Origin of the sequence: Oceaniglobus trochenteri (assembly GCF_020529025.1) — a bacterium.
GTDB lineage: Bacteria > Pseudomonadota > Alphaproteobacteria > Rhodobacterales > Rhodobacteraceae > Oceaniglobus > Oceaniglobus trochenteri.
Window position 1 is genome coordinate 123062 of the sequence record NZ_JACNMM010000009.1, and the last position, 13245, is coordinate 136306.

Consider the following 13245-nt stretch of genomic DNA (forward strand, 5'->3'; position numbering starts at 1 on the left):
CACTTTGTCCGCCCGTCAGGGCCTGATATGCTTTGGCTTCATCTTGCCCGCCGGTCGCACCGGCACTAGGTCTCGCGCCATGAACGACAGAAGCCTCTCCCGAGCCACACCGGACCTGAACGGCAGTGGCCTCCTGAGCGAGACGATCGGCAAGTGCAGCGCTTGCCCGATCCGGCATCGTGCTGTCTGTTCGCAATGCGCGCCCGACGAACTCTCGGTGCTGGAAAGCATCAAGTACTATCGCACCTTCGCCCCCGGTCAGCCCATCGTCTGGCGCGGCGACCGGACCGAGCATGTGGCCTCGGTCGTCAGTGGCGTCGCGGCGATCAGCCAGTCGATGGAGGACGGGCGCACGCAGATGGTGGGCCTGTTGCTGAGCAGCGATTTCATCGGCCGTCCGGGGCGCGAATTCGCGCCCTTCGACGTGAACGCCGTCACCGCCGTGACCCTGTGCTGTTTCCGCCGCCGCCCCTTCGAGCGGCTGATCGCGACCACGCCCAACCTGGCGCACCGGCTTCTTGAAATGGCGCTGGACGAACTTGACGCATCGCGCGACTGGATGCTGCTTCTGGGCCGCAAGACCGCGCGCGAGAAGATCGCAAGCCTGCTGGCGCTGATCGCCCGCCGGTCCCATGTGACGGGGCAGCCGAAGACCGCGCCCTTCGAATTGCCCCTGACGCGCGAGATGATGGGCAATTACCTGGGGCTGACGCTGGAAACGGTCAGCCGCCAGATTTCGGCGCTCAGGGCGGATGGCATCATCAACGTCGACAGCAGCCGCGCGATTTCGGTGCCTGACATGAACCGCCTGCGCCGCGAGGCGGGGGACGATCCGGCGATGCCCCCCGGCCACTGAGCCCCGTCCACGCGCCGGGGCCACGCCAGGTCAATGCGCCATGAAAAGCGGCAGCGGGCATTGTTCCAGCATCCGGCGGGTGGTGCCGCCAAGGATGTATTGCCGCATCCGCGACCGGCCGTAACCCCCCATCACGATCATGTCGGTGGCCTGGGCCTTGGCCTCGTTCATGATGACATCGGAGATGCGCTCTCCGGCCGAGGGCAGGACGTTGATGCGCACCTTCGCGCCGTGGCGGTTCAGGAAGGCGGCCAGCGCGCCGCCCGGGTCCGACCGTTCGGGGCCCTGGGACGGCGGGTCGATCACGCAGACGACCACCTCTTCCGCCTCGCGCAGGAAGGGCAGCGCGCCACGGGCCGCGGCCAGCGCGGGCGCCCCCTGATCCCAGGCCAGCAACACCCGTTCGGGCGCGGCCAGGGTCGTCTGGCCCTCGGGCAGGATCAGCACCGGCGCGGCGCTGTCCAGCAGGGCGGCTTCGGCGGCGGCGATATCCACCTGTCCGCGCCATTTGCCATAGGGCTGGGGCAGGATGGTCAGATCCGAGAACCGCGCCTGCTGGGCCAGGGCATAGCCAAGCCCGGCCGAGGGCGCGACGATCGAGATGTCGTCCCATGTCACGTCTTCGCGGGCCATGCGCCGGGCCAGGGCCGCGGCCATGTCGGCGGTCGAGGTATCGGCATCGCTGAGCGCGGTGGTCAGCAGGGTGGTGTTGATGCCGGCATAGCTCAGCCCGGGATCGACGGCGTTCACCCCCACCAGAACCACGCTGAGATGCGCGTTCAGGCGGCGCGCCAGGTCGATCGCGGCCTCGAGGACATCGGTGTTCTGCGTTTCGCTGTGCAAGAGCGTTGTTATCGTGCTGAAGTTCATTGTCGTGCCTCCGGGATCAGGAGAATGCGGCGCCAGCGGTGACGCCGTGCCTTCGGGTTGTTCCGGCATCGGTGCCACAACCAAGTTTGGCCAGTATTGATCCAGATCAATGCGCCCGCAACGCCCGAGTCTAGATCACCCCAATGAACAGGATCGGGATCGGAGTGTCGTCCCGACGAAAGACGAGAGCGGGGAACAGCGCATGTTCAACACATTCAAACTCATCGCATTGGGGGGGATCGCGCTTTGTGCCGCCATCGCCGCCAATTACGGGCGGGACCTGGCCTATCAGGTTCATGCCATCATCATCATGCTGGTCGCCGCGGGCATGTTCGTCTGGGTCCTGCGGGGCGTGGACGTCGAAAGGCCGCAGGCCGATTCCGGCGGCTACATGGATGGCGTCATCCGCTATGGCGTGGTGGCCACTGCGGCTTGGGGAATCATCGGGTTCCTGGCCGGAACGTTCATCGCCTTCCAGCTGGCCTTTCCCGCGCTGAACCTCGAGTTCGCCCAGCCCTATGCCAATTTCGGCCGGCTGCGCCCGCTGCACACCAGCGCGGTGATCTTTGCCTTCGGGGGCAATGCCCTGATCGCCACGTCGTTCTACGTGGTGCAGCGCACCTGTGGCGCGCGCCTCTGGGGCGGCAACCTGGCCTGGTTCGTCTTCTGGGGCTACAACCTGTTCATCGTTCTTGCGGCCACCGGTTATGTGCTGGGTTCGACCCAGTCCAAGGAATACGCCGAGCCTGAATGGTACGTCGATCTCTGGCTGACGGTGGTCTGGCTGGCCTATCTGGCGGTGTTCATGGGCACGCTGTTCATCCGCCGCGAAAAGCACATCTATGTCGCCAACTGGTTCTACCTCGGGTTCATCATCACCGTGGCCATGCTGCACGTGGTGAACAACCTGTCGATCCCGGTGTCGATCTTCGGCAGCAAGTCGGTTCAGGTCTTCGCGGGGGTGCAGGATGCCATGGTGCAGTGGTGGTATGGCCACAACGCCGTGGGCTTCTTCCTGACCGCCGGTTTCCTGGGGATGATGTATTACTTCGTGCCCAAGCAGGCGGGCCGCCCCGTCTATTCCTACAAGCTGTCGATCATCCACTTCTGGGCGCTGATCTTCCTTTATATCTGGGCCGGTCCGCACCACCTGCATTACACGGCACTTCCCGACTGGGCGGCGACGCTGGGCATGGTGTTCTCGATCATCCTGTGGATGCCGTCCTGGGGGGGCATGATCAACGGGCTGATGACGCTTCAGGGCGCGTGGGACAAGCTGCGCACCGATCCGATCATCCGCATGATGGTGGCGGCGCTGGCCTTTTACGGCATGTCCACCTTCGAAGGGCCGATGATGTCGATCCGCGCCGTGAACTCGCTGTCCCACTACACCGACTGGACCATCGGGCACGTCCATTCCGGCGCCCTGGGCTGGAACGGGATGATCACCTTCGCCGCTCTTTACTTCCTGACCCCGCGTCTCTGGGGGCGTGAGCGGATGTATTCCATGGCGGCGATCAACTGGCACTTCTGGCTCGCGACCATCGGCATCGTTCTCTACGCGGCGTCGATGTGGGTCAGCGGCATCATGGAAGGCCTGATGTGGCGCGAAGTCGATGCGCAGGGTTTCCTGGTCAACAGCTTTGCCGACACCGTCATCGCCAAATACCCGATGTACGTCGTCCGGGGCCTCGGTGGGGTGATGTACCTGACCGGCGGTCTGATCATGGGCTGGAACATGTGGATGACGATCCGGGGAGGCGTTCGCGTGAAAGCCCCCGTCGGCGTCCCGGCAGAATAAGGAGGTCGAAAGCATGGCCAAGAACCCCAAAATCACCGGCGCGGAAAAGGATCCGAAGGTCAGCACCCTGGACGATTTCCCCGAGGAGATCCCCAACGAGCTGCCTCATCAGACCGCGTTCCTGAACCGTCACCAGATCCTGGAACGTTCGCCCACCCTGCTGCTGGTTGCCTCGCTTCTGGTGGTGGCAGTGGGGGGCGTGGTGGAAATCGCGCCGCTGTTCTACCTCGAGAACACCATCGAGGATGTCGAAGGCATGCGACCCTATTCGCCGCTGGAACTGGCCGGGCGCGACATCTACGTGCGCGAGGGCTGCTATCTTTGCCACAGCCAGATGATCCGCCCCATGCGGGATGAGGTCGAACGCTATGGCCACTACTCGCTGGCAGCGGAATCGATGTACGACCATCCGTTCCAGTGGGGCAGCAAGCGGACGGGCCCCGACCTGGCGCGCGTGGGGGGGCGGTATTCCGATGCCTGGCACGTCGATCACCTGAAAGACCCGCAATCGGTGGTGCCTGAATCGATCATGCCGAAATATGCCTTCCTGGCCGATACGCCGATCGAGGGCACCTATGCCGCCGACCTGCTGTCGACCAACCGTTTCGTCGGCGTGCCCTATACCGACGAGATGATCGAACTGGCCGCTGCCGATTTCTCCGTTCAGGCCGACCCCGAGGGTGACTATGACGGGTTGCTGGAACGCTATCCCGGCGCGGTGGTCAGCAACTTCGACGGCCAGCCGCAACTGACCGAGATGGACGCGCTGATCGCCTATCTCCAGATGCTGGGCACGCTGGTCGATTTCTCGACCTTCACCCCCGACGCAAGCCGATAGGAGGCCGCGAAATGGAAACCTATACCTTTCTGCGCGCGCTGGCCGACAGCTGGGTCCTACTGGCGATGACCCTGTTCTTCCTCGGGGTGATCCTCTGGGCCTATCGACCGGGCAGCCGCCGGATGCATGACGAAATCTCGCAGATCCCCCTGCGCGACGACACCGAAAGCCTTGGAAACGGGGGTGCGAAATGAGCAGGAAAGAAACAGACAAGATCACCGGTGTCGAAACCACCGGCCACGAATGGGACGGCATCAAGGAGCTGAACAACCCCCTGCCGCGCTGGTGGCTGTGGACGCTCTATGCCACCATCGTATGGTCCATCGGATATACCATCGCCTATCCCGCCTGGCCGCTGATCAAGGGCGCCACATCGGGGCTTCTGGGCTATTCGACCCGGGGCGAGGTGGCGCAGAACATCGCTGCCGTCGAAGAGGCCAACGCGGCACTGACGGCGCAACTGGCTGCTGTCGATCTCGCGACGCTGGAAGCCGACCCCGAGTTGAACCGCTTTGCCACGGCGGGCGGGGCGGCGGTGTTCCGCACCAACTGTTCCCAGTGTCACGGCTCGGGCGCGGCGGGGGCGTTGGGCTATCCCAACCTGCTGGATGACGACTGGCTTTGGGGCGGCGACATCGAGGCGATCGCCTATACGGTGCGCCACGGCATCCGCAACGAGGCCGACCCCGACGCCCGCTGGTCGCAGATGCCCGCCTTCGGCGAATTGCTGGAGAAAGAGGAGATCGCCGCGCTGGTGGCCCATGTGCAGCAGATTTCCGGGCAGGATCACGATGCCGCCCTGGCCGGGCAGGGGGCCGAACTGTACCTTGACAACTGTTCGTCCTGTCACGGGGAAAACGGCACGGGCGACCGCGAACAGGGCGCACCCAACTTGACCGATGCCATCTGGCTTTACGGTGGCGACGCCGAGGCGCTGGAATACACCATCCGCAACGCCCGCTTCGGCATCATGCCGCCTTGGACCCCGCGCCTGAGCGACGCCGAGATCAACGCCGTCGCCGCCTATGTCCACCAGCTGGGGGGCGGCGAATAGCCCAAGGGACACCGCGGGTTCCCCACGCCCGCGGTTGGCACCTCTGCCCCTTCTTCCTGTTCGCACTCGGGGAGGGGCGGGGGTGTTTTTCCGTTTGACGGCCCCCACGCATCTGCGCCGGGGGGCCGGGGCGAAGGCCAAAGTGTCGCGGTGATGTCGCCTTTGATCTGCATCAATATCCCGCCGCTTCCGCCAGCTTAATGTGTTGTCGCGAACAGGACCGGAGTCACGTCATGGCATCAGATACGCCACCGCCGCTTTATGCGCCGCGCGAGCCCATTTTTCCGCGCCGCGTCAACGGCTTCTTCCGAAAGTTCAAGTGGTGGATCATGATCGTCACCCTTGGAATCTACTACCTTACCCCCTGGATCAGGTGGGATCGCGGCCCCGCGCTCCCGGATCAGGCGGTGCTGGTCGATCTGGCCGGGCGGCGCTTCTATTTCTTCTGGATCGAGATCTGGCCGCACGAATTCTATTTCGTTGCCGGCCTGCTGATCATGGCGGGGCTGGGTCTGTTCCTGTTCACCTCGGCACTGGGCCGGGTCTGGTGCGGCTATGCCTGCCCGCAGACGGTCTGGACCGATCTTTTCATCCTGGTGGAACGCTGGATCGAGGGCGACCGCAACGCCCGCATCCGCCTGTGGAAGGCTGATTGGGACGCGCGCAAGTGGCGCCTTCGCATCACCAAATGGGCGGTCTGGCTGCTGATCGCCGTGGCCACGGGGGGGGCCTGGGTGTTCTATTTCGCCGATGCGCCCACCCTGGCGCGCGACATCTTCACGCTGAACGCGGCCCCTGTCGCCTATGCCACCATCGCGATCCTTACCGCGACCACCTTCATCTTCGGTGGCTTCATGCGCGAACAGGTCTGCATCTACATGTGCCCCTGGCCGCGCATCCAGGGCGCGATGATGGACAGCGGCACCCTGACCGTCGGCTATCGCCACTGGCGGGGCGAACCGCGCGGCAAGCACCGCAAGGGCGCGCGCGCCGCCGCCGAACTGCGCCAGGCAACACCCTACAGCGTGGCCGAGAAGGACCTGCCCTCGGACGACACGGGGCAGATGGGCGACTGCATCGATTGCATGGCCTGCGTCAACGTCTGCCCCATGGGCATCGACATTCGCGACGGTCAGCAGATGGAGTGCATCACCTGCGCCCTGTGCATCGACGCCTGCGACGACGTGATGGCCAAGATCGGCAAGCCGCGCGGGTTGATCGATTATCTTGCGCTGGACGACGAACCGCCGCTGGTGCCCGGTGATCTGGCCGCTGTCCGCCCCATGGGCACCGAGGCCACGGCAGGGGGCGCCACGGCGACGGTGCCGGTGGCCGGGCGGGTGGCCGATGTGCCGCAAGCGGGCGATCAGCCGGTCGTCACCCGCCGCGCGACCGACTGGACGCCAAAGCCGCTGTGGAAGCATATCCTGCGGCCGCGCACCATCGTCTATTCCGTGCTGTGGTCGCTGATCGGGGTGGGGCTGATCTGGGCGCTTTTCGTGCGATCCGACATCGGGCTGACGGTGGAGCCGGTGCGCAACCCCACCTTCATCACCCTGTCGGACGGATCGGTGCGCAATGCCTATGCCGTGCGGCTGCGCAACATGACGGGCGAGGATCGCCAGTTCCGCCTTCTGATCACCTCGGACGCGCCGCTGACGATCAGCCTTGAAGGGGCCGACGACACGGTGACCGTCCCGGCGCAGGAAACCCTGCAACAGCGGGTCTATGTCGTGGCGGCGCCGGGGTCGGTGCCGGCCAACAGCGATCTGACCGACCTTCGGATCTGGGTCGAAGACAGCGAAACCGGCGCGCGGGCCAGCCGGGAAACCACCTTCAACGGAAAGGGCGAATGATGACAAGGGAACTGACAGGGCGGCATGTGCTGTTCATCATCGGTGGCGGGTTCGCCGTGATCGTGGCGGTGAACCTGACGCTGGCCTTCCAGGCGGTCGCCACCTTTCCGGGGCTCGAGGTGCAGAATTCCTACGTCGCCTCGCAAAGCTTCGATGCCGACCGGGCAAGCCAGGAGGCCCTGGGCTGGGACGTGTCGGCGGTGCTGGATCGCCAGGGGTCGCTGTTCCTGACCTTCGACAAGGACGGTTCGCCGGTGCAGCCCGAAATCGTCTCGGCCACCCTGGGGCGGGCCACCAGTGTCGCGCAGGATCAGACGCCCGCGTTCCATTTCGACGGGCGCAGCTTCGTGTCCCATGTCGAACTTGGGCGCGGCAACTGGAACCTGCGCCTTGTGGCGCGCGCCGAAGATGGCACCGAATTCAAGCAACGTATCGTGGTGAAGGTTCTGAAATGACCGCTGCCTGCCCAGCCTGCCCCCCCATGCCCGATACCACCGGAGCCGCGCCCGAGGGGGGCGTGCAGATCTCGCTGCCCACGATCCATTGCGCGGCCTGCATGGCGGGCGTCGAGCGCGCGCTCAGCCGGGTGGATGGCGTGATCTCGGCGCGGGTGAACCTGGGGCTGAAGCGGGTGCGCATCGAAACCGTGCCGGGCCTGGGCGCCGAGCCCTGCCTGGCCGCCATCCGCGCCGCCGGCTACGACGCGCTGGAACTGGATACCGACGCGCTGGGGGGCGAGGGCGACGCGACGGGCCGGTCGCTGCTGATCGCCATCGGGGTGGCGGGTTTTGCCATGATGAACGTGATGCTGCTGTCGGTGTCGGTCTGGTCGGGGGCGACGGATGCGACGCGCGACATGTTCCACTGGATCTCGGCGATGATCGCGCTGCCGGCCGTGGCCTATGCCGGACGGCCGTTCTTTTCCTCGGCCTGGGCGGCACTGCGGGCGGGGCGGCTGAACATGGAGGTGCCGATTTCCCTGGCGCTGATCCTGGCCTGTGGCATGTCGCTTTATGAAACGTTGGAAAGCGGGCGGCACGCCTATTTCGACGCCGCGCTGTCGCTGACCTTCTTCCTGCTGATCGGCCGATACCTCGATCACCGCACCCGGATCGCCGCGCGCTCGGCCGCGCGCGAACTGGCCGCGCTTGAGCCGTCGCGGGCCGAAAGGGTCACGCGGGGGGGCACCGAAACCGTGCCGGTGGCACAGGTGCAGGTGGGCGACCTGCTGCATGTGCCCGCAGGCATGCGCGTGCCGCTGGACGGCGTCTTGATCCGGGGCGAAACGACGTTGGACCGGGGCCTTGTCACCGGCGAAAGCCAGCCGATGGCGGCGGGGCCGGGCGATACCCTTGTCGCGGGCGAGGTGAACCTGAGCGGCGCCATCAAGATGCGCGTGACGGCGGTGGGCGACGACACGACCCTGCGGCGCATGGCGGCCCTGGTCGAAGTGGCGGAAACCGCGCGCAACAAGTATTCGGGCCTGGCCGACCGGGCCGCCGCGATCTATGCGCCCGCCGTTCATCTTCTGGCGCTGCTGGCCTTTCTCGGCTGGGTCTGGGCCAGTGGCGATCTGCGCCTGTCGCTGAACATCGCCATCGCGGTTCTGATCATCACCTGCCCCTGTGCCCTTGGCCTGGCGGTGCCTGCGGTCAGCACTGCCGCCTCGGGGCGGCTGTTCAGGCGCGGTGTTCTGCTGAAGAACGCGACGGCGCTGGAGCGGCTGGCCGAGGTCGATTGCGTGGTCTTCGACAAGACCGGCACCCTGACCGACGGGCGCGCGATCCCGCAACAGGGGCCGGATGCGGCGGGGATGGGCGTGCTGAAGGCGCTGGCGCTGGCCTCTCATCATCCGGTGGCGCGTGGTCTGCTGGCGGGGTTGCCCGACATCGTGGCGGCGGACCTGACCGAGGTGCAGGAGCATCGCGGCGACGGCGTAAGCGCCACCTGGCAGGGCCGCCCGGTGGCCCTGGGGCGGGGCGGCTGGTTGGGGGGCACGGCCAACCCGACGCTGAAGATCGGAGACAGGCTCTATCCGCTGCAGACCGGTGAACAGATGCGCCCGGGCGTGGCGCAGGCGGTGGCGGGCCTGCATGCCATGGGCATCGACACCCTGCTGCTGACCGGCGACACGGCTCATGCGGCCGACAAGATCGCCTTGGCCGCGGGAATCGCGCAGGCGCAGGCCGACATGCGCCCCGAGGACAAGGTGCGCGTGCTGGACGGGTTGCGCGCGCAGGGCCGCCGGGCGCTGATGGTGGGAGACGGGCTGAACGATACGCCCGCACTGGCCAGCGCCTTCGTGTCGATGGCCCCGGCCAGCGCGATGGACGCGGCGCGGGTGGTGTCGGACATGGTGCTGCTGAACCCCGATGTGTCGGTCCTGCCCGAGGCGGTGGACCTGGCGCGCCGCGCCCGCAAGCGGATCGTCCAGAATTTCGCCACCGCCGGTCTTTACAACCTTGTCGCCGTACCGCTGGCGCTGGCCGGTTTCGCCACGCCGCTGATGGCGGCGCTGGCCATGTCGACCTCGTCGATCACCGTTCTTCTGAACGCCCTGCGGATGCGGACATGAACATTCTTGTGATCCTCGTGCCTGTGTCCCTGGTTCTTGGGGGCATCTGGCTGGGCGGGTTCATCTGGGCGCTGAAGGGCGACCAGTTCGAAGACCTGGAAGGCGATGCGCAACGCATCCTGTTCGACGAGGCCGATCAACCGCCCGAGGATACGCGCGAGGGTTGACGCGCCGGGCCATCCTGCCACTCTGACAATCAGGCAACCCCGGGAGGCGGCGATGTTTACGGCAACCATGAATTTCGACCACGGCGAAGACATCGCGGCCCTGCGCGACATGACCCACCGCTGGGCGCAGGACAGGGTGAAACCCCTCGCGGCGCAGATCGACGCCGAAAACGACTTTCCCCGCGCGCTGTGGCGCGAAATGGGCGATCTGGGCCTGCTGGGCATCACCGTGCCCGAGGAATACGGCGGCGCCGACATGGGATACCTGGCCCATGTGATCGCGGTCGAGGAGATCGCGCGCGCCTCGGCCTCGGTTTCGCTGTCCTATGGCGCGCATTCCAACCTTTGCGTCAACCAGTTGGCCCTGAACGGGAGTGACGCGCAAAAGGCGAAATACCTGCCTGGGCTGGTGAGCGGTGAACAGGTGGGCGCCCTGGCCATGTCCGAGGCGGGCGCGGGATCGGATGTGGTGGGGATGAAGCTGCGCGCCGAAAAGCGCAACGGGTACTACAACCTCAACGGCACCAAGTACTGGATCACCAACGGCCCCGACGCCGACACCCTGATCGTCTATGCCAAGACCGACCCCGAGGCCGGCAGCAAGGGCATCACCGCCTTCATCGTCGAACGGGACATGAAGGGGTTCTCCACCTCGCCCCATTTCGACAAGCTGGGCATGCGCGGCTCCAACACCGCCGAACTGGTGTTTGAGGATGTCGAGGTGCCTTTCGAGAACGTGCTGGGCGATGAAGGCAAGGGCGTGCGCGTGCTGATGTCGGGGCTGGATTACGAACGTGTGGTGTTGTCGGGCATCGGCACCGGCATCATGGCGGCCTGTCTGGATGAGATCATGCCCTACCTGGCCGAGCGCAAGCAATTCGGCCAGCGGATCGGGGATTTTCAGCTCATGCAGGGCAAGATCGCCGATATCTACACGAAACTCGGTTCGGCGCGGGCCTATGTCTATGCCGTGGCGGCGGCCTGTGATCGCGGGCAAGTGACGCGCGCCGATGCGGCGGCCTGCGTTCTTTATGCCAGCGAAGAGGCGATGACCTGCGCCCATCAGGCGGTACAGGCCATGGGGGGCGCCGGGTTCATGAACGAAAGCGCGGTCAGCCGCCTGTTCCGCGACGCCAAGCTGATGGAGATCGGCGCCGGCACCAGCGAAATCCGCCGAATGCTGATCGGGCGCGAAATGATGGGCGCCATGTGATGCGCACCGCGCCCCGGTTCCTCCAGGGCGGGGCAACCCTGCCGCGCCCGGTGCTCTGGGCACTGGCGGGGCTGTCGCTTTGCGCCGGGGTTCTTGGGTTTTCCACCGGCCAGCGGGTCAGCGAACTGACGGAAACCGACGTGATCGCGGCCTATGCCCAGATCTACGCCCAGGAAACCGGTGGAGATGTTTCCGACTGCGTCGCGATGCCGGGCCGCGATCCGGTCTGGCTGATCGTGCGCTGCACGGGCGCGCAGGGGGCGCGGGTGTTCCAGGTGGGGCATGACGGCGGGCTGATCGCGCGCCGCGACGGAAAATCCGCGTGAATGCGGGTGGAAACCGAATCTTAAGGGACAGGGCGCAAGACTGGCCGGGATCGTCACATGGCGATGACATGCAGGGGGCCAGATGGCGTTCGTACCCACGACACTTGGAACTGGCACGGGGGGCTATGCCTTCCTGAAGCGCACACGCGACGCGCAGCAGGATCTTTTCGCCAGATCGCCGCAGGTTGCCCGCGAAACCCAGCGCTTTCTTGACCGGATCGCCGATATCCAGACCGCTGACCAATTGCTGGACGACCGCGCGATGCTTCGCGTGGCGTTGGGGGCCTTCGGGCTGGACGACGACATCAACAACCGCGCCTTCCTGCAGAAGATCCTTGAATCCGATCTGGACGATCCGAAATCCATGGCCAACCGCCTGTCGGACAAGCGCTATCTCGCCCTGGCGGAAACCTTCAACTTCGCCGGCAAGGAGGGCCCGTCACTGGCACGCCTTTCACCGGTGGCGGCAGGGGCGGATGATCTGGCCGACATCCGGTCGGCTGACGCGTTGCTGAACGACCGGGCGCTGTTGAAGACCACGCTGGCGGCCTTCGGGCTGGAACGCGACATGGGCAACGGATATTTCCTGAAACAGGTGCTTGAATCCGATCCTGCCGATCAGATGTCCTTTGCCAACCTCCTGTCCGATCCGCGCTATCGCGATCTTGCCCGCGCTGTCGGCCTTGCCGAAAAGGCACAGCAGCGGGGGGGGATGCAGGGTTTCGCGGCGCTTCTGGCCGCGCGCGATGCACCCGTGGCCACCGCCGCCGACCTGATGGAGGATCCCGAACTCTATCAGGCAACGCTCGGGCTTTTCGGCCTTGGGCGCGACGCGGAACGTACCGCCTTCATCCAGACCGTTCTGGAATCCGACCCCACCGACAGCGCTTCGGTGGCGAACACGCAGGAAGACAGGCGTTATCTTGCCCTGGCCAAGGCTTTCGGTTTCGTTGAACGCGCCGCGGCCGAGGCCGATGGCGACAGCTTCACCAGCCGCGTCGAAGCCTTCGCCGCGGCCGTGTCGAACCACGACGCCCCGATCCGCTCACCCCGTGATTTCTTCGGCGATGTCGATCTGATGCTGAAGTCCTACGCGCTGTTCGATCTGCCGCCGCGCCCCGATGGGGCCGCCTTCGTCAGCCGGATCCTGGACTCCGACCGCAGCAGCCCGACATCTTTGGTCAACGTCTACCCCGATCAGCGGTATCGCGCCTTTGCCGATGCCATCGACATGCAGCCCGAAAGCGACGAACGGATCTATCCCGAAGGCTTCGGCGCGGCGATCGTCGGGGCCTATCTTGACCGCCAGTTCGAAGTGAGGGTCGGCGAAAGCGACCCGACCATGCGCTTCGCCCTCGCGCTGGAACGTGACCTGACCCAGATCGTGAATCTTGGCACCAGCAACAACGCCCACTGGTTCTCGGTCATGTCCTCCAAACCGATGCGCGAGGTTTTCGAAACCGTCTTTCAGCTTCCGTCCAGCTTCGGAACACTGGATATCGACCGGCAGCTTGTCGAACTCAAGGACCGGTCGAACCGCTTTTTCGGCACCGACCGGCTGGCCGATTTCACCGGTCCGGACAAGCTGGAAGAACTGCGCCAGCGCTACCTGGTTCGAAGTCAGGTGGGTGATGGCATGTCCACAGCGCCCGGCAACCTCGTCCTCTCGCTGTTGCAGGGCTGAGGGGG

Annotated in this window: 13 protein-coding genes; 12 read left to right on the plus strand and 1 reads right to left on the minus strand. The window is 65.6% G+C overall.

The features are described from left to right. Positions 1-79: 79 nt before the first annotated feature. Positions 80-856 carry a transcriptional regulator FnrL gene (gene fnrL / locus H7828_RS16210; protein WP_226782103.1) on the plus strand — a complete coding sequence of 259 codons (777 nt, stop codon included), beginning with the start codon at positions 80-82 and terminating at the stop codon, positions 854-856. Positions 857-886: 30 nt separating this feature from the next. Here fnrL and H7828_RS16215 read toward each other — a convergent pair whose 3' ends face one another. Continuing rightward, positions 887-1726 (minus strand): universal stress protein, encoded by an 840-nt coding sequence (locus H7828_RS16215; RefSeq protein WP_226782104.1) that lies wholly within the window; start codon positions 1724-1726, stop codon positions 887-889. A gap of 202 nt (positions 1727-1928) precedes the next feature. Between H7828_RS16215 and ccoN the strand changes: the two genes are divergently transcribed. The 11 genes from ccoN (at position 1929) to H7828_RS16270 (ending at position 13240) form a co-directional block, all read left to right on the plus strand. Next, positions 1929-3527, plus strand: coding sequence for a cytochrome-c oxidase, cbb3-type subunit I (gene ccoN, locus H7828_RS16220; RefSeq protein WP_226782105.1), 1599 nt, complete (start codon positions 1929-1931; stop codon positions 3525-3527). Positions 3528-3540: 13 nt separating this feature from the next. Further along, positions 3541-4365 carry a cytochrome-c oxidase, cbb3-type subunit II gene (gene ccoO, locus H7828_RS16225; protein WP_226782106.1) on the plus strand — a complete coding sequence of 275 codons (825 nt, stop codon included), beginning with the start codon at positions 3541-3543 and terminating at the stop codon, positions 4363-4365. A gap of 11 nt (positions 4366-4376) precedes the next feature. After that, positions 4377-4559: a cbb3-type cytochrome c oxidase subunit 3 gene (locus tag H7828_RS16230; protein ID WP_226782107.1), complete on the plus strand. Its 183-nt coding sequence runs from the start codon at positions 4377-4379 to the stop codon at positions 4557-4559. Further along, the gene (gene ccoP, locus H7828_RS16235; RefSeq protein WP_226782108.1) at positions 4556-5419 is read left to right on the plus strand and encodes a cytochrome-c oxidase, cbb3-type subunit III; all 864 of its coding nucleotides are present in this window, start codon (positions 4556-4558) and stop codon (positions 5417-5419) included. The genes H7828_RS16230 and ccoP overlap by 4 nt, the downstream gene beginning before the upstream one ends. A 233-nt stretch (positions 5420-5652) precedes the next feature. Next, a complete protein-coding gene (ccoG, locus tag H7828_RS16240) occupies positions 5653-7275 on the plus strand; it encodes a cytochrome c oxidase accessory protein CcoG (RefSeq protein ID WP_226782109.1) in 1623 nt (540 codons plus the stop codon). Then, positions 7272-7730: a FixH family protein gene (locus tag H7828_RS16245; protein ID WP_226782110.1), complete on the plus strand. Its 459-nt coding sequence runs from the start codon at positions 7272-7274 to the stop codon at positions 7728-7730. Before ccoG ends, H7828_RS16245 begins: the two co-directional genes overlap by 4 nt. Beyond that, positions 7727-9850 (plus strand): heavy metal translocating P-type ATPase, encoded by a 2124-nt coding sequence (locus H7828_RS16250; protein WP_226782111.1) that lies wholly within the window; start codon positions 7727-7729, stop codon positions 9848-9850. Before H7828_RS16245 ends, H7828_RS16250 begins: the two co-directional genes overlap by 4 nt. Next, entirely contained in the window at positions 9847-10017 is a 171-nt protein-coding gene (gene ccoS / locus H7828_RS16255; RefSeq protein ID WP_226782112.1) for a cbb3-type cytochrome oxidase assembly protein CcoS, read from the plus strand. Before H7828_RS16250 ends, ccoS begins: the two co-directional genes overlap by 4 nt. A 52-nt stretch (positions 10018-10069) precedes the next feature. Further along, positions 10070-11230 (plus strand): acyl-CoA dehydrogenase family protein, encoded by a 1161-nt coding sequence (locus H7828_RS16260; protein WP_226782113.1) that lies wholly within the window; start codon positions 10070-10072, stop codon positions 11228-11230. Then, positions 11230-11556, plus strand: coding sequence for a hypothetical protein (locus tag H7828_RS16265; RefSeq protein WP_226782114.1), 327 nt, complete (start codon positions 11230-11232; stop codon positions 11554-11556). The genes H7828_RS16260 and H7828_RS16265 overlap by 1 nt, the downstream gene beginning before the upstream one ends. Positions 11557-11638: 82 nt before the next feature. Next, positions 11639-13240 carry a DUF1217 domain-containing protein gene (locus H7828_RS16270; RefSeq protein ID WP_226782115.1) on the plus strand — a complete coding sequence of 534 codons (1602 nt, stop codon included), beginning with the start codon at positions 11639-11641 and terminating at the stop codon, positions 13238-13240. The last annotated feature ends 5 nt before the right edge of the window (positions 13241-13245 follow it).